Raw genomic sequence first — 22851 nt, 5'->3', positions numbered from 1 at the left:
AGATGTTATATTATTCCACGTCGCCGCGAGCCCCTGCTGAAAGTCATGCCCCTGCCAACGCTTCGCCATCTGCTCGATCGCTTCGGTGCCACCGGCTCATTGCTGTGTGCAGTGCACTGCGCAGTGCTGCCGCTGGTGCTGGCCCTGGCGCCGTCGCTGGGTCTGTCGTTCTGGCTCGGCGACGGGGTGGAGCTGGCCATCGTGGTGTTCGTGACCCTGCTCGGGCTGTTTAGCCTGGTGCTGGGATATCGCCGCCACAAGGCGTTGCACGCGCTGGCGCTGCTGCTGCCGGGCCTGGGATTGTTGTGGCTGGGCCTGCTGTACGACCCGTTGCACCACTCGGTAGTGCCGCACGCGGTAGTGATGACCCTGGGCGGCGCGCTGGTGGGAATTGCGCACCTGGTCAACCTGCGTCTGAACCACGGTCATGGCCACGTCCACGACGCAAGCTGCGCGCACTGAGAGCGACGTGATAGGCTTGCCGGCCTTGCGCGAGGGCGCCGCCGGCGTAAACCTCGCCAGACCCCGTGCCAGCGCGGGGATTTGTATTCACATTCAGGAGTCGACGAAATGGGTAAGGGTGACCGCAAGACCGCCAAGGGCAAGCGCTACAATTCCAGCTACGGCAATTCGCGTTCGCACGCGGTGAGCAAGGTTGTCGTGGGTGCAGCTGCCCCGGTTGCCAAGAAGGGCGTAGTCAAGGCGCCGGCCAAGAAGGCCGTGGCCAAGAAGAGCGTTGCCAAGGCCGGCTGATCCCAGCCCGCTTCGCAACCAGAAACGCGGCGCTTGCGCCGCGTTTTTTTATGCGTGCTGTTCGGGTGCGCGCAGCAGCAGAGCGTCTGCCACCGATGCGCAACTGTCGTCTTCTGCGGCAGTGCCCGTGGGTCGAATGCGCCGCAGCCTGCCAGGCTGCGGCGCACCGTCAGCAATCAGTGCGCGCTTGGCGGCGGCGGTGTTGGAGGCGTAGGCGCGGGCGTGCCTGCGGCCGGCACCAGCAACTGTTCGGCCAGGCCGCGATAGATCGGCGTCTTGCAGACCAGCCCGGAGACCGCGCGTGCGAGCAGCACCGTGGCCAGGATCGGCAGCAGCATCTGGCTGGTGTCGGTGAGTTCTAGCGAGATCACCGCCGAGGTCAGCGGGGCCTGGGTCACGCCGGTGAGATACGCGCACATGCCCAGCAGCACGAAGGTGCGCGGGTCCACGCTGGGCATCAACACCGACAGGTTATGCCCCAGCCCGGCGCCTACCGCCAACGCCGGCGAAAACAACCCGCCCGGGATGCCGGCCACGTACGACACCAGATTGGCCACCAGCTTCATCAGCCCGAACTCATGGCCGACCATCGCGTGCCCTTGCACCAGGCTGCGCGCCTGCTCGTAGCCGGTGCCGAACGCACCTTGCCCGAACACCAGCGCCAGTCCCACCAGCGCGACCCCGCACAGCGCGGCCAGCAGCACTGGGTGCCGTTGCCGCAGTGCCGCCAGCCAGCGCGGCCGGCCGGACACACTGGCCAGCACCATGCGTGCGAACAGGCCACCGAGCAGCCCGGCCACGCTGCCGCACAACAGGATCGCCAGCCACGCCTTGCCCAGCGGCAAGGCCACGGCCACCTTGCCGAAATACGTGTAGTTGCCGAGCAGGCCCAGCGAGACCACGCCGCCCACGATCACCGCGGTGAGCAAGGTGCCGGAGAAACGGTGCTCGAAGCGCCCGCTCAATTCCTCGATCGCAAACACCACCCCGGCCAGCGGCGTGTTGAACGCAGCAGCGATGCCGGCTGCACCGCCGGCCAGCAGGAAGTGCGACAGCTCACGTGGCTCGCGGAAGCCGAACCAGCGCCCGAACACATGCATCAGGCTGGCGCCCACATGCACCGTGGGGCCTTCGCGGCCCACTGACGCACCACCCAGCAGCGACAAGGTGGTGAGTGCCAGTTTGCCCACCGACACGCGTAGCGAGAGATTGGTTTCGCGAAAGGCCGGGTCCGGGTGTTCCAGCGCGGCGATCACCTGCGGGATGCCGCTGCCACGGGTGGGCCGCAACGCACCGGAGGTGAGCCAGGCCAGCAGCGCGAAGATGCCCGGGGTGAGCAGCAGCGCCCACCAGATGGAGTGGGCAGTGATGCGCTGGAACAGGTGGAAGGCCGCGTCGCTGGCTTTGGCGAACACGATGGCCACGAGCGCGACCGCAATGGCGCCGCCCCACAGAGCGACACGACGACGCCAGCCTTCGCTGGACAACAGCGGCCGCAGCCGCCGGGGGGAAGGATCGGGAGCAGACATCGCCCTATTGTCGCACCGCTGCGGCGCGCGCGGGCCGCAGCGATGGCTCAGGGCGTGCCGGGTGGTGGCGTACGCAGCGCTGGCAGCAGGCGCTGCGGGTTGCCGTCATTGGGCGCGGCCGGGATGCCGAGCAGGTGGGTCATCAGCGGGTAGACGTCGACATTGTCGAAGCCTGGCAGCTGCTTGCCGCGCGCGATGTCCGGGCCCTGCGCCAGGAATACCGCACGCATCGACGGCAGCGCCGGGTCGAACCCGTGCGAGCCGCGCATGCCCTCCCGCGGGCGCTTGGTCAGCTTGGCCGGGAACAGCGCGTCCCAGCCTTCGTGCATCTGGCACACGATCGGGGCGACGCGCGGGTGGCTGCCGTAGTGCCAGCGCGCCGGCAATTCGCCCTTGCGCCAGCAGTCGTACTGCGCGTGCGCACCGAGCAACTGCGCTTCCGCGCGTGCCGTTTGCCCAGGCAGCGGCTCGAAACCGATCACCTGGCCGTCGGTGGTGGCCGTGGCGAGCGTGGGCGGCGCCATGGCTTCCACGCTGAGCGCGTGCCCGGGTGGCACCTCGGCCATGCCATGGTCGGAGACCACGATGATGTTGGTGCGCGCGCGGGTGCCGTCGCGCTGCATGCCGGCCAGCAAGCGGCCGATCGCCGCATCCACGGCGCGCACGCTATTGGCGTATTCCTGCGACTCCGGCCCGTGATCGTGGCCGGCTTCGTCCACGTGTTCGAAATACAGCGTCACCAGCGTGTTGTGCTGTGTGCCCGAGGGCGCGAGCCAGCCGCGCACGGTGTCCACCCGCGCTTCCAGACTGACGCCTTCTTCGTAATGCCGCCACTGCGTGGGGCGCACGCCCTGGATCGCCGCCTCGCTGCCCGGCCACGACCAGGTGGCCGCATGCAGGCCGGCGTTTTCCGCGCCCACCCACAGCGGCTCGCCGCCCCACCAACGTGCATCGCTCACTGCGTCCTGCTTGCTCAGCCAGAAGCCGCCCAGGGCCGGGTCGCGCATGCTGTTGTGCACGATGCCGTGGTGATCCGGGCGCAGGCCGGTGACCAGCGTGTAATGGTTGGGGAAGGTAAGCGAGGGATATGAGGGCGTCATCCACTGCGCCCGCACGCCGTCGCGTGCGAGTTCCGACAGGGCCGGGGTGATGCCGCGGTCGAGCATGTCCGCGCGCAGGCCATCGATGGAGATCAGCAGCAGCGTGTGCGGCGCGTCGTCGGGTGCTGCGGCGGCCGATAGTGGCGACGATGCGCTGGGCTGCGGTGAGGCGTCACGTACGCCGGGCTGGGTGGAGCAGGCCGCGAGCAGCGCGGTGGCCATCGCGGCAAGCACAAGACGTCGATCGATCATGCCGCCAGTTTACGGTGCAGCGATGACGTCGCGAAGTCAGGGCAGTTGCGCTGCACGTTGATCGGAAAACAGGTCTTCGGCACGTGCGATCTGGCGCGGCGACCAGCCTTCCAGCTGCAGCAAGGCCTGTTTGGTCGGCAGCCCGCCACCGAATCCGGTCAGTGCGCCACTGGCACCGATGACGCGGTGACAGGGCAGCACGATCGGCAGCGGGTTGCGGCCGTTGGCGGCGCCCACCGCCCGGCTGGCAGCCGGCCGGCCCACTGCCTGCGCCAGTTGCGCGTAACTCCAGGTTTCACCGAACGGAATGCGGGCCAGTGTGTGCCAGACCTGCAACTGGAACGGCGTGCCGGCCGGGGCCAGTGGCAGGTCGAAGCTGCGCCGCCCGCCATACAGATAATCCAGCAGCTGCTCGCGTGCAGCCTGCACCAGCGGCGCGTCGGGTCCGTGCTGCCAGAGTGCGCGCCCGGGGGCGTCATGGCGGTTCTGTGCGAACAGGATGTGGCGCACGCCGGTGGTGTCGGCCGCCACGGTCAGCGCACCGATCGGCGAGGGGAAGGTGTCGTAGTGCAGCGTGCTCATGAGCGGGTGTCCTTTCGGTCGACGGCAAGATGCCACAGGTGCAGCACGGCGTAGGCGCGCCAGGGCCGCCATGCCTGCGAGCGCGCTTCGGTGGCACGTTCGCTCAGGCGCTCGGGGGCACCGAGCACCTGTTGCAGGATCAGATCTCCTGCCGGAAACGCATCGGGATGCGACAACGCGCGCATGGCGATGTAGTGCGCGGTCCACGGCCCGATGCCGGGCAGCGCGGTGCAGGCGGCGACAAAGTCGGGCAGGCGCTGGCCCGCGCCGAAATGCAGCCGGCCTTGGGCGCAGGCCGATGCCAGTGCGCGCAACGTGGCTGCGCGTGCGCGTGGCAGCCCAAGCTGTTCCAGCGGCGCGTCGGCCGTCTGTGCGGGCGTGGGGAAACTGCGATCCAGCCCGGGCGGCATGTCGGGGAGATGGCCGCCATACCGGTCCACCAGCCGCGCCGCCAGGGTGGCCGCGCCGGCCACGCTGATCTGCTGGCCCAACACCGCGCGCACCGCGACTTCGAATCCGTCCCAGCCACCGGGCACCCGCAGGCCGGGGCGGCGCGCGATCGCCCCAGCCAGGAGCGGTTCGGATGCCAGCGTGGCATGGACGGCCTGCAGGTCCGCATCCAGATCGAACAGCCGGCGCACGCGTCGCACGATCTGCGGGATCTGGCGCGGGTCGGTGGCGTCGATCCGCAGCAGTAGTTCGTCGCGCGTTGGTGCAGCGCTGACATGGATCAACGTGGCCTGGCCAGGCGCGCCAATCACGCGCCGGTATCCATCGGCATCCACTTGCTCGATGCCGGGAATGGCGCGGCGCTGCAGGAACGTGAGCATCGCCGGCAAATCCAATGGCGGGCGGTAGCCCAGTCGCAGACACAGGTCGCCGCCGGGCACGTCGCTGCGTTGCTTGCGCAGCGCCGACGGCGGCATGCCGCAGCCTTGCAGGAACGCCGCATTGAAACGCCGCAGGCTGTTGAACCCAGCCGCGAGCGCCACCTCGGTAACCGGCAGAGCGGTTTCGGTGAGCAGTTGCTTGGCCAGCAGCAGCCGGCGCGTGCCATGCACCTGCAGCGGGGTGGCACCGAGTTGCTGTACGAACTGGCGCTGCAACTGCCGCGCGCTCACGCCCACCGCATCTGCCAGGGCCTGCACCGGCTGCTCCTGCAGCACGCCCTCGGCCAGCATCGCCAGTGCCCGTTGCACGCTCTCTTCACCCAGGTGCTGCTGCGCCTGCGGTGACAGCTCCGGCCGGCAGCGCAGGCACGGGCGATAACCAGCCGCGGTGGCCGCCGCAGCGGTGGGGTAGTAGCTGATATTGGACGGTTTGGGCGGCGGCGCCGGGCACACCGGCCGGCAGTAGATGCCGGTACTGCGCACCGCGGTGAAAAACAGCCCATCAAAGCGCGCATCGCGCGCCAGTCGCGCGCGGTCGCAGTGGGTCCGGTCGGGCATGGCGGTGTGCATGGGCGCCAGTCTATGCGTTGCCTGTGCATGCGGCTGGCCGTTTTCGGACATGGTTGCGGAAGGGCCGCCGTGTTCATGGCAGGGTTCAACTGCTGGCCGCATTCAGCCATAGACTTGGCCTGACTTTCCGCCACGCGTTGCCTGCTCGCCGATGCTCAAATCGCTTTGCCTGTCCCTGTTGTGCGCGCTTGCGCTGGTCGCCTGTGATCGCAACGGTGCGACCTCCGCCGATGCCGAGGTGGGGCAGCAGAGCAGTGGCGCACAGGCGGCCGACGGCGACCACATGGTGTCGGTGGATACGCCCGAGCCGGTGGCGCCACCACCGCGGCCGCGCGCGCAACCCGGCGAGGCCGGCTGGCCGCCCGCTGCGCTGGAACTGGGGCAGGCCTGGATCAGCTGCGCCACCGATTACAGCCGCGAGGCCGGCGATGGCACGGTGCTGCCGGCGCTGGACCGCGCGAGCGTGGAAGCGGCCCTGGCGCCCTGCCGCGAGACCGGCCTGCTGCGGGTGCGCTACGTGGGCAAGATCAATGCCGGCTTTGCGGACATGGTGTGGCGCCTGGCCACGGTGGCCGAGCAGCTGCGCCTGCCGCACCGCATCCTGGATCTGGATTCCAGCGGCGGGCAGGTGGAGGCGGCGATCCGCGCCGGCGATGTGATCGGCGAATCCAACTGGACCATCTGGGTGCGCGAAGGCTCCATTTGCCACAGCGCCTGCGTGTTCGTGCTGGCGGCCGGCGACAACCGCCTGGTGGCGGGCAAGGTGGGCATCCACCGCATGATGCGGATCAGCTCCAAGGCCACCTCGCGCGCCGAACTCAATCGTGAATTGCGCGAGGTCTATGGCAACGTCAAGGACTACCTGGAGCGCAACGGCGTGGCGGTGGCGGTGGCCGATCTGATGATGACCGTGCCCAATCGCAGCCTGCGGCTGCTGACGATGGAGGAGCTGCGCGAGTACGGCCTCGATGGCACCAACGCCGTGCAGGATGATCTGGAACGCATCCGGCAGATGCGCAAGTGCGGCGATGCGTTCGTGCGGCGCAAGGATGCATTTCTGATGGCGTTCGACCAGAAGTGCAAAGGCGAGGGCGCCGAGCTGGATGCGGTCAACGCCTGCGGCCTGGCGCTGAAGCAGCGCTTCGGCTTCCCCGATGCCGCCTGCCCCGAAGAAAGCCCGCTGGCCGAAACCGACGCGGCCGCGCTGCCCGCCGCCACGCCCCCGGCGGACGCGGCACCGGCACCGGCACCGGCCAGCGCAGCGCCCGCCAGCGCGCGCGATGCCGCGCCGGAGGCCACACCCGCACAGGAGGCGGCGTCCGATCCTGCGCAGGCGCAGGCGCAGGCGCCCGCCGCCGGTCAGGCCGAAGGCTGAGCTTCACGCGTACCGCACTGCCGGCTGCCTATCGTCGCCGCATGTGATCGGAGCCGGGGGGCAACATGCTTGGGAAATCCAAAGGAATTGCGCTGGCCTACCTGCCCTCCGGGCTGCTGGTGTTGGCCGGCTTCGGCATTGCCGAGCTGTTGCGCGTCATCGCCGCCGCCAACCGCGTGCAGTGGCCGGCCACGCTGGCAGTGTGGTTGAGCCTGGTGGCGATCATTGCTGCTGTGGCCCGCGCGTTATGGATCAGCTGGCGGCTGTGGCGCCCACGCACGGTGGCTTCGGTGCCCCCCGGCGACGTCTGACGGCAACACCCCGCCAGCGCTTGCCTTGTGCGAGCGCCGGCCTAGACTGCTCCCGCCGCACGCACTGTGACGGCGCCCTCATTCCCCGACGTTCCGTACAAGGTCCTTGCACATGCTTCGTTCCTGTCTGCTCGCCGCGCTGGCCGTGGCGCCTTCCGTGGTCTTCGCACAACAACCGGCCCCGACTGCACGCCCGGCCGCAGCGCCTTCCGCCACCGCGCCTACTGCACGCCCGGCAGCAGCACCCGCTGCGACCGCACCCAACGCCGCACAGCAGGCGCAGTTGACCAAGCAGAACACCGAAATGACCCAGGCCGCGCTGCGGGTCGCGCAGATGGTGGACGGCACCCAGGTCGGGCCGTTGTGGGACGGTGCCTCCAGCGTGGCCAAGAAGGCGGTGACGCGCGAGCAGTTCGTCGGCCAGATCGGCAGCCAGCGCACGCAGCTTGGGCCGGTGGTCGGGCGCGGGCAGGGCGCGGTGACGCGGGTGAAGTACGGCCCGGGGGCCCAGGTGCCAGAAGGTCTGTACATCAACGTCAGTTTCCCGACCCGGTTTGCCAAGGCGCCGCAGCCGGTACGCGAGCTGGTGTCGTTCCGCCTGGACGAAGACAAGACCTGGCGATTGGCCGGGTACAGCCTGCGGGCGTCGGCCAAGTGATCGTGGCCTTTGAGCGGAGCAACGCATGCAACTGAGCATCGAACTGCAGATGCTGGGCTGGGCCATGGTGCTCGGCCTGGTGCAGCTGCTGGCGGCATCGACCAGCATGACCGCCCAGCGCGGCACCAAGTGGAACGCCAGCGCCCGCGATGGCGAAACCAAGCCGCTGACCGGCGTGGCCGCACGGCTGGACCGTGCGTTCCGCAATTTTCTGGAGACCTTCGCAATTTTCGCCGCGGCAGTGCTGGCGGTCACCGTGGCCGGCCGCACCAATGCCGAAACCGCGCTGGGCGTGCAGCTGTATCTGTGGGCGCGGGTCGCCTACGTGCCGGTGTATGCGCTGGGCATTCCGTACCTGCGCAGCGCGATCTGGGTGGTGTCGTTCTGGGGCATCGTCAAGCTGGTGCGCGCGCTGCTGGGCTGGTAATGCGCGATCGCCGTGCCGCGCCCTGCGGCACGGTGCGCTGGTTGATCCTGATCAAGCCAGCCCGATACGGCCGCTCGTAGACTGTGCATCTCGCAGTACGCGGAGCGCAGCATGCAAACGGTGGATATCGCGGTGATCGGTGCCGGGCCGGTTGGCCTGGCGTTTGCACGGACGCTGGCCGGCAGCGGGTTATCGGTCACGTTGATCGACCAGCAATCGCGTGAACACCTCGCCGATCCGGCCTTCGATGGACGCGAGATCGCGCTGACGCATGCATCGCGCGCCTTGCTGGAAACAGGTGGCCTCTGGCAGCACTTTTCGCCCGATGCGATCTCGCCACTGCGCGATGCGCGGGTGATGGATGGCCATTCGCCGTTTGCGCTGACTTTCGCATCCGCCGCGCGGCAGGCCGGCGACCTGGGCTGGCTGGTGTCCAATCATCTGATTCGTCGCGCGGCCTGGCGGGCCGTGCAGGCGCAGCCGGGGCTTGAGATCCGCTGTGGCCATCGCGTGCGCGCGCTACAGCACACGCCCACGCGTGTGTGTGTGGAGCTCGCCGATGGGGCGCGGCTGTCGGCGCGGCTGCTGGTTGCAGCCGACAGCCGGTTTTCCAGCACGCGGCGGTTGCTTGGCATCGGCGCGCAGCTGCGCGATTTCGGCAAGACCATGCTGGTGTGCCGCATGCGCCATGCAGTGCCGCACCACCATGCCGCCTGGGAGTGGTTTGGCTATGGCAAGACGCTGGCCTTGCTGCCGCTGCAGGGCAACCGCGCTGGCGCCGTGCTGACTTTGCCGCCACGCCAGGTCGAGGCCTTGCTGGCGATGGACGCGCGCGCGTTCGGCGCGGCGGTGACGGACGCCTTCGAACACCGGCTCGGCCCGATGCAGCAGGACGGCAGCCGCCATGCGTATCCGTTGATCGCAACCTATGCACAGCAGTTTGCCGGCGAGCGTGCGGCGTTGATCGGCGATGCGGCGGTGGGCATGCACCCGGTCACCGCGCACGGCTTCAACTTCGGGTTGCAAAGCCAGGCGCGTCTGGCCGAGCGCGTGCTGGCCGCGGCCGCGCGCGGTGGCGATATCGGTGCCGCAGCGGTCGTGCAGGGATATGCGCGCGCGCATCGGCTGGCGACGCGCCCGCTGTATGAAGCAACCAATGCACTGGCCGCGCTGTACACCGACGATCGTGCACCGGCCCGCTTGCTGCGACGTGGCGCCTTGCGTGCGGCCAATGCGGTGGCGCCGTTCAAGCAGGCGATTGCAGCGCATCTGACCCAGCGGAGCGTTTGAGGCGGTGAAGCGGCAGCGGCAAGCAACGCGTGCAGCGTTGCGCTGTCATCGTTTTGCGTCGCCTTGCAACGGCGTCCGATGCGTGGTGTTGCAGGACATCATCCGCTGAGTCGGGAATGCCGGCGCGGCAATTGCGCGGCCTGCGATCAGGCCGGCTTGCATCAGCCGCACTGCAGTCAGGCGGGCGCGTTCACACGTGCAAGGATCGCATTGATCGCGGTGGGCGCATCGCCGCTGCGCAAGGCTGCTTCCAGCAGTGGAATCACCCAGGCGCAGCCGGCTTTGGTCACATCTGCGCGCCAGCCGCCAGGCCAGCCTTCCAGCTCGTGCAAGGCCAGCATGCTGCAACCGCCACGCTCGGCGTGGCCGCCACGAATCGACTGTTCGAACCAGAACGGCGTCGCCGAATCGGCATCGATCGAAAAAATATAGACATCGTGGTCCGGATCTTCTGCCGAGGGCGCGATATTGCGCCAGCTGACCTGCACCACCTTCATTCTGCCGGCTCCGCATCGGGGTCCATCGCCAGCACCCGGATCTCCACGTCATCCAACTGCACCAGTTGGCCCGGCCGGATCTTGGCGGTCTTGCGCAGCTCCTGCACACCATCGACGCTGACCGCGCCACTGGCGACGATCGCCTTGCCCTGGCCACCGCTGTCGGCGATGCCGGCCAGCTTGAGTAGCTGGTTGAGCTCGATGTACTCGCCGTCCAGGTCGAATTCCAGAAATTGCATGGTGTGCTCGGTGACAGGGAGGGGAGCGATTATCCGCCTGGAGCGACTGGCAACACCACTGCGCAATGACGTGGGTCTACGAGGCGTTCTGTGCGCGAGGTCGCTTGATCAATTAAAGGGCTACAGGTCGCGGCGCGTGGGCGCTGCATAGTGCGTCGTGCAGGTCGCCCGTCGCACCCTAGTCGCGCTGGAAGCGTGCGATCTCTTCCAGCATGCGTTCGGCGCGGATGACGCCGGTGCCGGCGTGCGCGCGGTCAATGCGTTCCAGCCAGGGATGTTGTGCGCGTTGTAGCCGCCGAAAGCCGAGCCAGGTGCCGATGCCGCCGGCCACGCCGACCAGCAGGTTGAGCACCAGCCAATCGGTCGGCAGGGTTTGGCCGGTGAGGGCGCGCCAGAGCGCGTCGGCCACTGCGACCCACAGCACCCAGAACGCCACGCCCAGCCACGGCGCCACGCGCATGCGCCAGCGCCGCAACCTGGCGAGCGCGTGTTGCGTGCGCAGCAGCGGCCCTGCGACATTCAGTTGTGTCAGCAGCTGCAGCTGCACCATCGCGGAGATCGCCAATGCCACGCACCAGGCCTGCAGCAGCACGCCGCCAATGACCGCCACGGGCTGATCCGCGTGGGGAATCCAGCTGCGTGCGCTCACAATGGCCAGTGCCAGCGCGCACAGCAATTGCGCGGTCTGCGCCGCCCAGAGCGGGCGCAGGCTGCTGCGTGCCGTCTCTTCATGCACAACACCAAGCAGTTGCCCGGTCTGTGCAGCCTGCTGATCCAAGCGCTGTTCCAGCGTCTGCCAGGCATGTTTCATGTCATCCAGTTCCATGGGGTTACTCCGGTTGCGCAAGGGGAAAGGTCACAGTTCGGCGCGGATGTGCGCTTTCAGGCGGCTGAGCTTCGTGGCCACGTTGGTTTCGCTGATGCCCAGCACATCGGCGATCTCGCGGTAGCTGTGGTCGTCCAGGTAGAGCAGCATCAAGGCGCGCTCCAGGCGTGGCAGCTGCGCGATGAAGGTGTAGAGCGCGGTGAGCTGGTGTTCGCGCGCCGGGTCGCGGGCATGCGGGTCGGCAATGCTGTCGACCAGCGTGCCCACATCGATCACCTCGCCAGGGGCATGCCGGCGGCTGCGCAAGTCGCTGATCGCCACGTTCAACGCGATGCGGTACATCCAGGTGGAAAAACGGCGGTGCGGGTCGTAGCTGGGGAAAGCCCGCCACAGGTGTGTGGCGATGTCCTGGGCCAGATCGGCGCGGTCATCCGGATCCCGGCAATAGCTCGCCGCGACCTTGAGCACGATGCCGCGGTGCTGCTGCAGCAGGGCATTGAAGCGGGCGTGCAGGTCTGTGTGCTGGGGCATGGGAACGGCGGCGTGGGTGGGCGAGGAGGGCATGTCTGGATGATTCGCCGGGAGGTGAAAATCCTCACAACCTGAACAAACTGTCACGAACCTTCGACAGCAGGGGCCTTCTGGGCGCACACTATGCTGCTTTGCGCCTGCCGGCTCCGTGCGGCGCCTCCGGAGTTACCCATGACCCAAGAATCTTCCGCGCCGCTGCTGTTTGCAGACCTCGGCCTCTCAGATGCTGTGATGAAGGCGGTTGCCGCCGTCGGCTACGAGACCCCCTCGCCGATCCAGGCCGCCACCATCCCGGCGCTGCTGGCCGGTCGCGACGTGCTCGGCCAGGCCCAGACCGGTACCGGCAAGACCGCCGCGTTCGCGCTGCCGGTGCTGTCCAATGCCGACCTGAACCAGGTCAAGCCGCAGGCGCTGGTGCTGGCGCCGACGCGCGAACTTGCCATCCAGGTGGCCGAAGCCTTCCAGAAATATGCCGAAGCCATCCCCGGTTTTCGCGTGCTGCCGGTGTACGGCGGCCAGCCGTATGCCCAGCAGCTCAGCGCGCTCAAGCGCGGCGTGCACGTGGTGGTGGGCACCCCGGGCCGGGTGATCGATCACCTGGACCGCGGCACCCTGGACCTGTCGCAGCTGAAGACGCTGGTGCTGGACGAAGCCGACGAAATGCTGCGCATGGGCTTCATCGACGACGTCGAAGCGGTGCTGAAGAAGCTGCCGGAAAAGCGCCAGGTGGCGCTGTTCTCCGCGACCATGCCGCCGGCGATCCGCCGCATTGCGCAGACCTATCTGAAGGACCCGGCCGAAGTCACCATCGCGGCCAAGACCACCACCTCGGCCAATATCCGCCAGCGCTACTGGTGGGTGAGCGGCCTGCACAAGCTGGACGCGCTGACCCGCATCCTGGAAGTCGAGCCGTTCGACGGCATGATCATTTTCGCGCGCACCAAGGCCGCCACCGAAGAGCTGGCGCAGAAGCTGCAGGCGCGCGGTCTGGCCGCGGCCGCCATCAATGGCGACATGCAGCAGGCCGCCCGTGAGAAGACCATTGCCCAGCTCAAGGACGGCAAGCTCGACATCCTGGTCGCCACCGACGTGGCCGCGCGCGGCCTGGACGTGGAACGCGTCAGCCACGTGCTGAACTACGACATTCCGTACGACACCGAAAGCTATGTGCACCGCATCGGCCGCACCGGCCGTGCCGGCCGCAACGGCGACGCGATCCTGTTCGTCACCCCGCGCGAGAAGGGCATGCTGCGCGCGATCGAGCGCGCCACCCGTCAGCCGATCGAAGAGATGCAGCTGCCGAGCGTGGACGCGGTCAACGACACCCGCGTGGCGCGTTTCATGACCCGCATCACCGAGACCCTGGCCGGCGGTCAGATCGAGATGTATCGCGATCTGCTGCAGCGCTACGAGAGCGAGAACAACGTGCCGGCGATCGACATCGCCGCGGCAATGGCCAAGTTGCTGCAGGGCGATGCCCCGTTCCTGCTGACTCCGCCGGTGCGTGGCGCACGCGAAGACTTCGCACCGCGTGAGCGCAACGACCGCGCCGACCGTGGCGAGCGCCCGCGCTTCGAGCCCAAGTTCGAGCGTGGCCCGCGTGCGCCCGATGGCGAGCGTGGTGCACGTCCGCCGCGTCCGGACCGCCCGGCCTATGGTGAAGACGCCGGCGCCGAGCGTCCGCGCCGCGAGCCGAGCGCACCGCGCGGCGAGCCGGAGTTCGGCATGGAGAGCTACCGCATCGAAGTGGGCCACACCCATGGCGTGAAGCCGGCCAACATCGTCGGCGCCATCGCCAACGAAGCCGGCCTGGAAAGCCGCTACATCGGCCGCATCGACATCCAGGACGATTACTCGATCCTGGACCTGCCGGCCGACATGCCGCGCGAACTGCTGACGCACCTGAAGAAGGTCTGGGTGTCGGGCCAGCAGCTCAACATGCGCAAGCTGGAAGAGGGCGAGGCGGCCGCCGCGGCGGCGGCCAAGCCCAAGTTCCCGCGTGGTCCCAAGCCGGCGGGGCGGCCCAACCGGCCGATGGACCGCGCCGGCGCGCCGCACCGCAAGGGCCCGCCCAAGCCGCGTGGCCCGCGCAGCGAGTAAGCGCGCCTGAGCGTGCCTGTGCGCGGGGCGTCCGCCAAGCGGGCGCTGCCATACAGACTCTGCCATTGCTGCCGTTACTGCCTTCAGGCGCCCACTGGGCGCCTGAAACGCATTGGGCAGCGGTGGACGGTGATGGCGAAAGCGCAGGCGGCACGAGGCACAGGTGGCGGCGGGACCATGCAGACGGTGCGTGGCTGGCTCACGCTGCCGTTGGCGCTGTTGATCGTGCTGACCGGCTGCATGGCGGTGCTGTCGGCACTGGTGATCGAGGTCCAGGCCGGTGCCACCAGCTGGATCATTGGCGAGAGCCACTGGTCCAAGGCCCAGCAGGAATCGGTGTACTGGCTGGAGCGCTACCTCGGCAGCGCCGATCCGGCGGATCTGCAGGCGGCCTGCCGCGCACTGGAAGTGCCGTTGGGCGATCGCGCGGCGCGGTTGGCGGTGGATGCCTCGCCGATCGACTGGGCCGAGGTCTATGCCGGTCTGGCGGCCGGCCGCAATGCCCGTGAAGACATGCCGCAGATGGTGCGCCTGTACCGGTATGGGCAGCGCCTGCCGTACCTGGGCAGCGCAATTGCGCTGTGGAAGCACACCGATGGCGACATCCTGCATCTGAGCCTGCTGGCCGACCGGGCGGCCTCCGCCCAGGCCACCGGCACGCCGGACGCGCGCGCGCTGCAGTCCTTGCGTGCCGAACTGCATCTGCTGGATGGCCGCATGCGGCGCGATGCCGCCCAGTTCCTGACCTTGCTGACCCGCTGCGCGCGCATGCTGCACGATGTGATGGTGACCTGCAGCCTGGCCACCTTGCTGCTGGTGCTGAGCACCTGCGTGCTGGCGATCCGGCGCACCCGCGACTACCTGATGTCGCACGAAGGCCGCTTCCGCACCGCCTTTCAGCATGCCGCGCTGGGCATGGTGAAGTTCGACCTGAGCGGGCGCGTATTGGATGCCAACGCCTCCCTGGCGAATATCCTGCAATACCCGCCAGAGGCCTTGCAGGCCTGCACGCTGGCCGAGGTGATGCACCCGGACGACATCGTCCTGGACAGCCGCGGGCTGATCGACTGGCCGCGGCTGATGCAGGCCGGCGAGCTACGCTTTCTGCGCTCCGATGGCGGGGTGCTGTGGGGGCGCTGGAGCGCCTCGCTGGTGGAGCCGGGGCCGCAGGAGCCAAGCCTGGTGCTGGCGGTAATCGAGGATGTCTCGCAGGCGCACGAACTGGCCGACGAAGTGGCCTATCACGCGCGCCATGACGCGCTCACCGGGCTGATCAATCGCCGCGAGATCGAGCGCCGCCTGCAACGCCTGATCGACCCGCCGCAGTCACCGCAGCTGTGCCACGCGCTGTGCTTCGTGGACCTGGATCACTTCAAACTGGTCAACGACACCTTCGGGCATGCGGTGGGCGACAAGTTCCTGTGCCACTTCGCCGACGTGATCACCATGCAGCTGCGCCCCGGCGACTGGCTGGGGCGGTTGGGCGGCGACGAGTTCGCGATCCTGCTGGCCAACACCGACCTGGCGCATGCGCACACGCTGCTGGAGCGGATGCATGGCGTGCTTGGCCAGCCGTGGAGCCACCAGGGCGGCCGGCCGCTGACCCCCAGCTGCAGTTTCGGCGTGGTGGAGATCCGCCAGGGGGCCGACGACGTCAACCTGCTGATGACCGCGGCCGATCTGGCCTGCCATGCGGCCAAGGAAGAAGGCCGCAACCGCATCCGCAGTTTCGGCGAGACCGATCTGGCGATGGCGCGGCGGCGCCACGACGGCGGCTGGATCAGCGCGGTGCAACAGGCCATCGCCGAAGACCGGCTGCTGCTGTACGCGCAGAAGATCCAGGTGCTCAGCGACCCGGGGCGTGTGCAATACGAAGTGCTGGTGCGCATGCGCACGCGCGACGGCCGCGTGCTCAGCCCTGGCGAATTCCTGCCGGCGGTGGAACGTTACGGCCTGGGCCGCATGGTGGATGCGCACGTGCTGGAAACCCTTTGTGTGCAGCTGTCGGCCAATCCAGCGCATGTGGCGAGCCTGGACCTGTGCCATGTGAACCTGTCCGCGCAGTCGATCGCGCAACGCGACTTCCTGGATTTTGTCTGCGCCTTGTTCGAACGCTACCCGGCGCTGGTGGCCAAGCTGTGCCTGGAAATCACCGAAACCGCGGTGATTGGCGATCTGGAGCACGCGCAGCGGTTCGTGCAGAGCGTGCGCGCGCGCGGCTGCCATGTGGCGCTGGATGATTTCGGCAGCGGCCTGGCTTCGTTCGGTTATCTCAAGCAATTTACGGTGGACGTGCTCAAGATCGACTGCGGCTTCGTGCGCAACTACGCACATGACGCCGTGGACCGCGCCACCGTGCATTCGATCGCGCAGGTAGGCCTGGCGCTGGGGATCGAGGTGGTGGCCGAGGGCGTGGAATCGGAGGCCGACATCGCCGGCCTGCGCGAAGCCGGGGTCGGCCAGGTGCAAGGGTTTAGCCTGCACAGGCCATGCCCGCTGGATGACCTGCTGCATGTGCCGCTGCCCAGCCTGGCTGCCTCCTGAGCGGCCCTGACGCACGCAATAGCCCGCGCGGCGCCGCAATCGCCGATAATCCGCCGATGACGACCCGACTCAACAAACATATCGCCGAAACCGGCTTCTGCTCCCGCCGCGAGGCGGACCGCCTGATCGGCGAACGCCGCGTCACCGTCAATGGCGTGATCGCCGGCACCGGCGCGGTGGTCGGCGAAGACGACACCGTGCTGGTGGACGGCCAGCCCCTGCGCGTGCGCGAGGCCAAAAAGCCTGGTACCCGGCGCCACGTGTACATCGCACTCAACAAGCCGGTGGGCATCACCAGCACCACCGAGAGTTCGGTGAAAGGCAACATCGTGGAGTTCGTGGGCCACGAGCAGCGCATCTTCCCGATCGGCCGGCTGGACAAGGACTCCGAAGGGCTGATCCTGATGACCAGCAACGGCAACATCGTCAACGAGATCCTGCGCGCGGAAAATCGGCATCAGAAGGAATACCTGGTCGCGGTCAACAAACCGGTCACCGACGAATTCCTGCGTGGCATGGCCCGCGGCGTGCGCCTGCATGACGAAACCACCTTGCCGTGCCGTACCGCGCGCATCGCCAAGTTCGGCTTCCGCATCGTGCTGGAGCAGGGCTTGAACCGGCAGATCCGCCTGATGGCCGCGGCGTTCGGTTTCCGCGTGACCCAACTGCGCCGCGTGCGCATCGACAACATCAAGCTGGCCGCGCTCAAGCCCGGCCAGTGGCGCAATCTCACCGACCAGGAATTGCAGGGGTTATTGCCGCAGCGTACTGATTGGTGAGTGTGGCTTGGCAGCGTGTTGGAGCGGTTGCTGCTTGGCGCAGTTTGATCGTCGCTTGGACGCTTCCCGATGCATCATCTGGAATGCTCATCGTGGGAGCGCGCTTGCGCGCGATGGTGCGTTACCGGTAAAGCCCTCGCGCGCAAGCGCGCTCCTACCACAGCCGGGTGTCTGACGCATCAGGACGCTGGTGCGCAGCGCGTGCTGAGCCTGTCGTGCGAATTGGTACTGCGATGACTTGGCGGCGCAGACACTCAGAAGGATTGGTGCCCGTAGGAGCGCGCTTGCGCGCGATGGGGCGTTCCCGGTCAAGCTCCTCGCGCGCAAGCGCGCTCCTACAACAGCTGGGTGTTCGATGCTTTAGATTGCGGTGCCATAGCGAGTGCATGGCCTGCGTACGCATTGATTCTGTCGCATGCGACGACCAGGGCCGCGTAAACGCCCCGAGAAGATTCGGTGTCCGTAGGAGCGCGCTTGCGCGCGATGGGGCGTTCCCGGTCAAGCCCCTCGCGCAAGCGCGCTCCTACGAAAACCATGGCCGTTCGGCGTGGCCGATCAATCGACGATGTTCTTCGCCTCGGCGGTGCCGAGCAATTCGGGATGTACCACCTTGCGGCGCCGCTCCAGCACCGGATGCAGGAAGACCGCGCCCAGGATGATCGCCACGCCTAGGTAAAACAGCGGCGTCAGTTCGCGTTGTTCGCCCAGCAACACGATCGCCAGCACGATCGCGTAGACCGGCTCCAGGTTGGTCACCAGCTGCACTGAGTAGGCGCTGAGGTGCCGCAGCGCGACCAGCGCCAAGGCAAACGGCAGCAGCGTGCAGGCCAGGGCGAGGCCGAGCAGCAACATGCCATCGTGCAGGCTGGGCAGCACCAGCAGGTCGCCATGCAGGGCTGGCAGCACCAATGGCAAGGCAGGCGCCAGCACCGTCAGGGCCAGCGTGCCAGCACCCAGTTCCAGGGCGGTGACGGTGAGCGGGTCGGCGTGCGCCACCATGCGTTTGTTGAGCGAGCCGAACAGGCCAACGAACACCGCCGAGACCGCGCCGACCACCACGCCGGCACGCATGCCATCGGGCACGCCACCGACCACCAGCGCCACGCCCGGCAACACCGCCAGCCCGAACAGCAGCTCGCGCGGCCGGAACGGGCGCTGCGCCACCCAGGGCTCGATCACCGCGGTGAACACCGGCGCCAATGCGATACAGGTGGCCGCCACCGAAGCGTTCGCCAACTTGATCGCGCCGTAGAAGGTCAGCCAGTGCAGCGCCACCAGCACGCCGATGCCGCAATAGCCCAGCATCACCGGCGCCGACATCGCGCGCAGCCCGCGCCACACGCGCGGCAGCAGCAACAACGCCACCACCACGATCAGCATCCGCCACCACACGAGCGGCAGCGCCTGCAGCGTGATCAGCTTGCCGAGGATTGCGGTGATGCCCCAGAGCAGCACGCAGAAATGGATTTGCAGTTGCGCTTTGCGCAGGTCGGTCATGGGCATGCGCCATTGTCGCCGAAACCGCTGGGCTGGCCTACGTGTTGTTGGCTCCAAAGCGGTGCGCGCAGGACTACGAAAGCGGACGTCGGGTTGTCTCCACAGGCGGCGCAGGCTGAGTCAAGGCCAAGCCTGTAGCGGCATGTGTCTTCGGCCCCAAGTCGTTGTGCGCGGTACTGCAGAAGCGTCATCGGGTTTCTCTGGAGCTATCGCATGTGTAGCCGCCGCCACAGCGGTAGCGCGCCAGCCGCTGGCACACCGGACGCAACCGTTGCGCCTGACCTGCGCGGTAGTGCCTCGCGCTCCGCTAATGGTCCACTACCTGCGGAAGGGCCATCACCGCCGCCAAGTTGCGTTACTCAGGCGAGCTGATGAAAGACCAGCGCATCTCGCGCACAGTGGCCGTTGCCGCGCGTGTAGCGGGCCGGCCGCTGGTACAGCGACCGCGCACCGGTAATGCCTGAGCTGCACCGCAGCGCCTCACGCCCCGCAAGCGGTCCATTGCGCGCAGAAGGACCATCATCGCCTCCGGGTTGCGTTGCTCAGGCGGGCTGATGAAAGAGAAGAGCATCTCGTGCACAGTGGCCGTTGCCGTTGCCGCGCGTGTAGCGGGCCGGCCGCTGGCACACCAACCGCACCCGTAACGCCTGAGCTGCACTGCAGCGCGTCGCGCGCCGCTAGCGTCCCAGCGCCTGCAGCAGCGCCATCGCCGCAGCCGGGTTGCGCTCCTTGGCGGCGCTGATGAAGAACACGAACACCTCGCGCGCAGTGGCCAGTGCCGGTGCATCGCCGACATGCGGAAGATCGGCCGGGTCTTCGCCACGGCGCCAGGCCTGGATGCGCTCGGCCCAGCGGGCCAGCGCCGGTGCCGGATAACCTGTGTGCAAGCGTGCCTGGCTGCGCATCAGCCGCGCATACACAAAATCCGTGGAAAGGTCGGCAAACGAAGGGTGCTCGTCAGAATCAGTGAACACCGTGGCCACGCCATGTTGGCGCACCCGCGCGATGAGCGCGGCATCCACGGCGTCGTGGTCGCGGATCTCCAGCACGTGCCGTAGCGCGCGGCTGCCGGCGCGCTTGGGCAACAGCGACAGGAACTCCTCCAGGTCGTCGGGCTGCAGGCGATGGCCTTGCTCGAATTGCCAGACCAGCGGCCCAAGTGTGTCGCCCAGCTCGGCAATGCCACCGATGAAGTCCTCCACCTGCGCGCCGGTGCCAGCCAGCGTGCGTGATTGGGTGATACGCCGCGGCGCCTTGGCCGAGAACACAAAGCCCGGTGGCACCTCGTCGCGCCACTTCGCGTAGGTCGCCGGTTTCTGCGCACCGTGGTACGTGCCGTTGATTTCGATGGCGGTGACATGGCGGCTGGCGTATTCCAGCTCCCGGCGCTGCACCAGACCCTCGGGGTAGAACATGCCGGCGCGCCACGGTGCGTACACCCAACCGCCAATGCCGACATGGATGCCTTCCAGGGCAAGGGGCGCTGCAGCGAACAGATCGGTCATGGCGGGCTCCGCAGTGGCGAGGGGGGATGCCGCGATATACCGGAACTGCGATCGCTGCAAGTGACCGATGATACCGACGCCGCCGCAAGACGCTGGCGACAGCGGATACCTTGCGTCGTGCAACCAGTGCCTGAGGATGCTCTGTCGCTGGCAGCCGGCTACCATCGGGCTCCCCTTGCCGGAGCGTTGTCATGACCTGGACCACCCCCGATCTTTGCGACCGCTTTCCCGAGGTGGCGGTTGCCGAGCCGCTGTTTCGGCACTTTGGTGGGCGCACCACCTTTTCCGGACCGATCGCCACGGTGCGCTGTGTCGAGGACAACTCGCGCATACGCGAGCTGGCCTCCACGCCTGGCGACGGGCGCGTGCTGGTGGTCGATGGGCAAGGCTCCTTGCGGCATGCTTTGTTCGGTGACCAGATCGGCGCACAGGCGGTGGCCAATGGCTGGGCCGGCGTGCTGATCCACGGGTGCGTGCGCGACGTGGAGATCCTGGCGGGCTTGCCGTTGGGCGTGCTGGCGTTGGCGGCGTGCCCACGCCGCACCGAGCGCCGCGACCTGGGCGATGTGGACGTGCCGGTGAATTTTGCCGGCGTCGCGTTCGTCCCCGGGCACTGGCTGTATGCCGATGCGAACGGTGTGGTGGTGGCAGCGACGCCGTTGTCGTTGGAAATCGCCGGCGTGGAGCATTGATTGATGAGCACAGAGCAGCACAGCAAGCCGATGACCTGGATGATGGTGGGAGCGATGGCTGGCATGACAGCGAGTGGTGTCACCTTGGCCGCTGAGACGGCTGCATTGCCGGCCGGCATGCAGCAGTTCGACGCGCAGATGGAGCGGGTGCGCAAGCAGTTCGATGTGCCCGGCATTGCCGTAGCCATCGTCAAGGATGGTCAGATCGTGCTGGAGCGCGGCTACGGTGTGCGCGAGCTGGGCAAGCCGGCGCCGGTGCAGGCCAATACGCTGTTCGCCATTGCTTCCAACACCAAGGCCTTCACCGCCGCATCGCTGTCGATCCTGGCCGATGAGGGCAAACTCTCGCTGGACGACAAGGTCATCGAGCACCTGCCGTGGTTCCGCATGTCCGACCCATATGTGACCAACGAAATGCGCGTGCGCGACCTGCTCGCGCACCGCAGCGGTTTGAGCCTGGGCGCAGGCGATCTGCTGTACTGGCCCACCACCAGTTACACCACCGAAGAAGTGGTGCAGCGGCTGGCCAAGGTGCCGCTCAAGGGCGGCTTCCGCGACCGCTATGCTTACGACAACATCTTGTACGCGGTCGCCCAGAAGGTGATCGAGCAGGTGTCCGGGCAGAGCTATGCGGCGTTTTTGCAGCAACGCATTTTTACGCCGGTGGGCATGGCCGGCACACGCTTCAATGCCGATCACCTGCAACCCGGCGATGCTGCCGCCGTTGGCCATGCCAAGTACGACTTCAGCAAGCTGCGCACGGTGGCGCCGCTGACCTGGTCCAACAATTCCGGCGCCGGCGGGGTGTATTCCAGTGCGCACGACATGGCGTTGTGGATGAACGTGCAACTGGCCGGCGGCACGCTGGCCGATGGCACCCCCTTGTTCAGTGCCAAGCGGCAGCGCGAGATGTGGTCGATGATCACGCCGATCAGTGTGCCGGAGCCGGCGGTGCCCGAGCTGGCCGCGGCGCGCCCCAACTTTGCCGGCTACGGCGAGGGTTGGAGCCTCAGCGATTACCGCGGCCATCGGCTGGTGTGGCATACCGGCGGCTGGCCCGGCATGGTGTCGCGGCTGACCCTGGTGCCGGAGCAAAAACTCGGCGTGGTGGTGCTGACCAATCAAGAAGTGGGCGCGGCATTCAACGCGGTGACGCTGCAGGTGCTGGATGCGTTCTCGCAGCTGCCCACCACCGACTGGACCGCCGCCTACGCCAAGGCCGTGGAAAAGGCAGATGCCGAAGCCGATACCAGCTGGAAACACCATGAGCAGGCGCGTGCCAAGCGCTCGGCGCCGTCGTTACCGCTGAGTGGGTACGCCGCGACCTATCGCGACCCCTGGTACGGCGAGGTGGTGATCCGCCAAGAGGGTAAGCGGCTGCGCCTGCAGTTCGCCAAGACCGCGCAACTGGTGGGCACGCTGGAGCATTGGCAGCACGACAGCTTCATCGTGCGCTGGGACGACCGCTCCTTGAATGCCGATGCGTTCGTCAACTTTGCGCTGACCCCCGACGGCAAGGTGCGTGAGATGCGCATGGAGGCCATATCGCCATTGACCGATTTCAGTTTCGATTTCCAGGATCTGGTGTTGACGCCGGTGGCAGCGGCGGCAGTCGCGCCGGAGTGAGCTGACGCGCACCGGTGGCCCTGCCGGGGCGCCGGACCGCGGCGCAAGCAGACACGCGGCCGCCTGATTTCGGCCGAACTCAATCTGCGTCGCGTGGCTGACCAGCCGCCACGGAGCGCGGCCTTTGAACGACCGGTGGCGGCCCATCGACCGCCACCGGAATGGGATCTCGCAGTTGCGCCCGCCTGTCGCGTAACGAACGCAACTGCTTGCAGGTCATCTGCGCGCGTAGCCCGTCGGCGCTATCGCCCACCGGCCTGGCTCGCTATGATCCGCGC

Annotated in this window: 22 protein-coding genes; 12 read left to right on the top strand and 10 right to left on the bottom strand. The window is 67.8% G+C overall.

Annotation, left to right across the window (positions count from 1 at the left end):
* Positions 1-45 precede the first annotated feature (45 nt).
* Both QRM60_RS18565 and QRM60_RS18560 read left to right on the top strand, forming a co-directional pair.
* Positions 46-462: a MerC domain-containing protein gene (locus QRM60_RS18565; protein WP_011037787.1), complete on the top strand. Its 417-nt coding sequence runs from the start codon at positions 46-48 to the stop codon at positions 460-462.
* 108 nt (positions 463-570) lie between these two features.
* Positions 571-753, top strand: a complete 183-nt coding sequence (locus QRM60_RS18560) for a 30S ribosomal protein THX (protein ID WP_011037786.1) — start codon at positions 571-573, stop codon at positions 751-753.
* A gap of 176 nt (positions 754-929) precedes the next feature.
* Here QRM60_RS18560 and QRM60_RS18555 read toward each other — a convergent pair whose 3' ends face one another.
* Genes QRM60_RS18555 through QRM60_RS18540 form a run of 4 tightly spaced genes read right to left on the bottom strand, consistent with a single transcriptional unit; the run spans position 930 to position 5676 of the window.
* A complete protein-coding gene (locus QRM60_RS18555) occupies positions 930-2282 on the bottom strand; it encodes a chloride channel protein (RefSeq protein ID WP_228436894.1) in 1353 nt (450 codons plus the stop codon).
* 47 nt (positions 2283-2329) lie between these two features.
* Positions 2330-3634, bottom strand: coding sequence for an ectonucleotide pyrophosphatase/phosphodiesterase (locus QRM60_RS18550; RefSeq protein ID WP_228419059.1), 1305 nt, complete (start codon positions 3632-3634; stop codon positions 2330-2332).
* Positions 3635-3670: 36 nt separating this feature from the next.
* Complete coding sequence (locus QRM60_RS18545) at positions 3671-4216, bottom strand: methylated-DNA--[protein]-cysteine S-methyltransferase (protein ID WP_285446807.1); 546 nt, start codon at positions 4214-4216, stop codon at positions 3671-3673.
* Positions 4213-5676 carry an AlkA N-terminal domain-containing protein gene (locus QRM60_RS18540; RefSeq protein WP_285446806.1) on the bottom strand — a complete coding sequence of 488 codons (1464 nt, stop codon included), beginning with the start codon at positions 5674-5676 and terminating at the stop codon, positions 4213-4215. Before QRM60_RS18540 ends, QRM60_RS18545 begins: the two co-directional genes overlap by 4 nt.
* Positions 5677-5827: 151 nt before the next feature.
* Here QRM60_RS18540 and QRM60_RS18535 point away from each other — a divergent pair, with 151 nt between their 5' ends.
* The 5 genes from QRM60_RS18535 (at position 5828) to ubiM (ending at position 9737) form a co-directional block, all read left to right on the top strand.
* Entirely contained in the window at positions 5828-7051 is a 1224-nt protein-coding gene (locus QRM60_RS18535) for a hypothetical protein (RefSeq protein WP_285446805.1), read from the top strand.
* Between the two features lie 65 nt (positions 7052-7116).
* On the top strand, positions 7117-7362 hold the full coding sequence (locus QRM60_RS18530) for a hypothetical protein (protein ID WP_115556400.1): 246 nt from the start codon (positions 7117-7119) through the stop codon (positions 7360-7362).
* 112 nt (positions 7363-7474) lie between these two features.
* On the top strand, positions 7475-8020 hold the full coding sequence (locus QRM60_RS18525; RefSeq protein WP_115556399.1) for a DUF4019 domain-containing protein: 546 nt from the start codon (positions 7475-7477) through the stop codon (positions 8018-8020).
* Between the two features lie 25 nt (positions 8021-8045).
* Positions 8046-8447, top strand: a complete 402-nt coding sequence (locus QRM60_RS18520) for an MAPEG family protein (protein WP_011037778.1) — start codon at positions 8046-8048, stop codon at positions 8445-8447.
* Positions 8448-8558: 111 nt separating this feature from the next.
* A complete protein-coding gene (gene ubiM / locus QRM60_RS18515; RefSeq protein WP_115556398.1) occupies positions 8559-9737 on the top strand; it encodes a 5-demethoxyubiquinol-8 5-hydroxylase UbiM in 1179 nt (392 codons plus the stop codon).
* A 176-nt stretch (positions 9738-9913) separates the two neighbouring features.
* Here ubiM and QRM60_RS18510 read toward each other — a convergent pair whose 3' ends face one another.
* From QRM60_RS18510 to QRM60_RS18495, 4 genes are all read right to left on the bottom strand, one after another.
* A complete protein-coding gene (locus QRM60_RS18510) occupies positions 9914-10234 on the bottom strand; it encodes a hypothetical protein (RefSeq protein WP_050912143.1) in 321 nt (106 codons plus the stop codon).
* Positions 10231-10473, bottom strand: a complete 243-nt coding sequence (locus tag QRM60_RS18505; RefSeq protein WP_228419070.1) for an RNA-binding S4 domain-containing protein — start codon at positions 10471-10473, stop codon at positions 10231-10233. The genes QRM60_RS18510 and QRM60_RS18505 overlap by 4 nt, the downstream gene beginning before the upstream one ends.
* A gap of 178 nt (positions 10474-10651) precedes the next feature.
* Positions 10652-11299, bottom strand: a complete 648-nt coding sequence (locus tag QRM60_RS18500; RefSeq protein WP_285446804.1) for a hypothetical protein — start codon at positions 11297-11299, stop codon at positions 10652-10654.
* 30 nt (positions 11300-11329) lie between these two features.
* Entirely contained in the window at positions 11330-11830 is a 501-nt protein-coding gene (locus QRM60_RS18495; RefSeq protein ID WP_285446803.1) for a sigma-70 family RNA polymerase sigma factor, read from the bottom strand.
* Between the two features lie 171 nt (positions 11831-12001).
* Here QRM60_RS18495 and QRM60_RS18490 point away from each other — a divergent pair, with 171 nt between their 5' ends.
* The 3 genes from QRM60_RS18490 to QRM60_RS18480 all read left to right on the top strand — a co-directional run bounded on the left by QRM60_RS18490 (position 12002) and on the right by QRM60_RS18480 (position 17253).
* Positions 12002-13930: a DEAD/DEAH box helicase gene (locus QRM60_RS18490; protein WP_076036703.1), complete on the top strand. Its 1929-nt coding sequence runs from the start codon at positions 12002-12004 to the stop codon at positions 13928-13930.
* Between the two features lie 132 nt (positions 13931-14062).
* Positions 14063-16474 (top strand): EAL domain-containing protein, encoded by a 2412-nt coding sequence (locus QRM60_RS18485; RefSeq protein ID WP_285446802.1) that lies wholly within the window; start codon positions 14063-14065, stop codon positions 16472-16474.
* A gap of 56 nt (positions 16475-16530) precedes the next feature.
* Positions 16531-17253 (top strand): pseudouridine synthase, encoded by a 723-nt coding sequence (locus QRM60_RS18480; RefSeq protein WP_011037770.1) that lies wholly within the window; start codon positions 16531-16533, stop codon positions 17251-17253.
* A gap of 555 nt (positions 17254-17808) precedes the next feature.
* Here the strand turns inward: QRM60_RS18480 and QRM60_RS18475 are convergent.
* Positions 17809-18756, bottom strand: coding sequence for a DMT family transporter (locus QRM60_RS18475; RefSeq protein ID WP_012437880.1), 948 nt, complete (start codon positions 18754-18756; stop codon positions 17809-17811).
* A gap of 671 nt (positions 18757-19427) precedes the next feature.
* Positions 19428-20255, bottom strand: a complete 828-nt coding sequence (locus QRM60_RS18470) for a DUF72 domain-containing protein (protein ID WP_285446801.1) — start codon at positions 20253-20255, stop codon at positions 19428-19430.
* Between the two features lie 191 nt (positions 20256-20446).
* Here QRM60_RS18470 and rraA point away from each other — a divergent pair, with 191 nt between their 5' ends.
* The gene (gene rraA / locus QRM60_RS18465; protein WP_115005949.1) at positions 20447-20947 is read left to right on the top strand and encodes a ribonuclease E activity regulator RraA; all 501 of its coding nucleotides are present in this window, start codon (positions 20447-20449) and stop codon (positions 20945-20947) included.
* Positions 20948-21001: 54 nt separating this feature from the next.
* Positions 21002-22573: a serine hydrolase gene (locus QRM60_RS18460; protein WP_228436939.1), complete on the top strand. Its 1572-nt coding sequence runs from the start codon at positions 21002-21004 to the stop codon at positions 22571-22573.
* Positions 22574-22851: the final 278 nt, after the last annotated feature.

The sequence above is a fragment of the Xanthomonas sp. fls2-241-TYG-148 genome (assembly GCF_030208815.1).
GTDB classification, from domain to species: domain Bacteria; phylum Pseudomonadota; class Gammaproteobacteria; order Xanthomonadales; family Xanthomonadaceae; genus Xanthomonas; species Xanthomonas campestris.
This window is presented reverse-complemented; position numbering and strand designations above follow the sequence as displayed.

Excerpts from the sequence above, each read along its gene's own strand:
- QRM60_RS18530 (WP_115556400.1), top strand. The coding sequence starts at position 7,117 with ATGCTTGGGAAATCCAAAGGAATTGCGCTGGCCTACCTGCCCTCCGGG.
- QRM60_RS18485 (WP_285446802.1), top strand. The coding sequence starts at position 14,063 with ATGGCGAAAGCGCAGGCGGCACGAGGCACAGGTGGCGGCGGGACCATG.
- QRM60_RS18475 (WP_012437880.1), bottom strand. The coding sequence starts at position 18,756 with ATGCCCATGACCGACCTGCGCAAAGCGCAACTGCAAATCCATTTCTGC.
- QRM60_RS18550 (WP_228419059.1), bottom strand. The coding sequence starts at position 3,634 with ATGATCGATCGACGTCTTGTGCTTGCCGCGATGGCCACCGCGCTGCTC.
- QRM60_RS18560 (WP_011037786.1), top strand. The coding sequence starts at position 571 with ATGGGTAAGGGTGACCGCAAGACCGCCAAGGGCAAGCGCTACAATTCC.
- QRM60_RS18490 (WP_076036703.1), top strand. The coding sequence starts at position 12,002 with ATGACCCAAGAATCTTCCGCGCCGCTGCTGTTTGCAGACCTCGGCCTC.
- QRM60_RS18525 (WP_115556399.1), top strand. The coding sequence starts at position 7,475 with ATGCTTCGTTCCTGTCTGCTCGCCGCGCTGGCCGTGGCGCCTTCCGTG.
- QRM60_RS18510 (WP_050912143.1), bottom strand. The coding sequence starts at position 10,234 with ATGAAGGTGGTGCAGGTCAGCTGGCGCAATATCGCGCCCTCGGCAGAA.
- QRM60_RS18505 (WP_228419070.1), bottom strand. The coding sequence starts at position 10,473 with ATGCAATTTCTGGAATTCGACCTGGACGGCGAGTACATCGAGCTCAAC.
- QRM60_RS18470 (WP_285446801.1), bottom strand. The coding sequence starts at position 20,255 with ATGACCGATCTGTTCGCTGCAGCGCCCCTTGCCCTGGAAGGCATCCAT.
- rraA (WP_115005949.1), top strand. The coding sequence starts at position 20,447 with ATGACCTGGACCACCCCCGATCTTTGCGACCGCTTTCCCGAGGTGGCG.
- QRM60_RS18555 (WP_228436894.1), bottom strand. The coding sequence starts at position 2,282 with ATGTCTGCTCCCGATCCTTCCCCCCGGCGGCTGCGGCCGCTGTTGTCC.
- QRM60_RS18540 (WP_285446806.1), bottom strand. The coding sequence starts at position 5,676 with ATGCACACCGCCATGCCCGACCGGACCCACTGCGACCGCGCGCGACTG.
- QRM60_RS18480 (WP_011037770.1), top strand. The coding sequence starts at position 16,531 with ATGACGACCCGACTCAACAAACATATCGCCGAAACCGGCTTCTGCTCC.
- QRM60_RS18520 (WP_011037778.1), top strand. The coding sequence starts at position 8,046 with ATGCAACTGAGCATCGAACTGCAGATGCTGGGCTGGGCCATGGTGCTC.
- QRM60_RS18500 (WP_285446804.1), bottom strand. The coding sequence starts at position 11,299 with ATGGAACTGGATGACATGAAACATGCCTGGCAGACGCTGGAACAGCGC.
- QRM60_RS18460 (WP_228436939.1), top strand. The coding sequence starts at position 21,002 with ATGGCTGGCATGACAGCGAGTGGTGTCACCTTGGCCGCTGAGACGGCT.
- ubiM (WP_115556398.1), top strand. The coding sequence starts at position 8,559 with ATGCAAACGGTGGATATCGCGGTGATCGGTGCCGGGCCGGTTGGCCTG.
- QRM60_RS18545 (WP_285446807.1), bottom strand. The coding sequence starts at position 4,216 with ATGAGCACGCTGCACTACGACACCTTCCCCTCGCCGATCGGTGCGCTG.
- QRM60_RS18535 (WP_285446805.1), top strand. The coding sequence starts at position 5,828 with ATGCTCAAATCGCTTTGCCTGTCCCTGTTGTGCGCGCTTGCGCTGGTC.
- QRM60_RS18495 (WP_285446803.1), bottom strand. The coding sequence starts at position 11,830 with ATGCCCCAGCACACAGACCTGCACGCCCGCTTCAATGCCCTGCTGCAG.
- QRM60_RS18565 (WP_011037787.1), top strand. The coding sequence starts at position 46 with ATGCCCCTGCCAACGCTTCGCCATCTGCTCGATCGCTTCGGTGCCACC.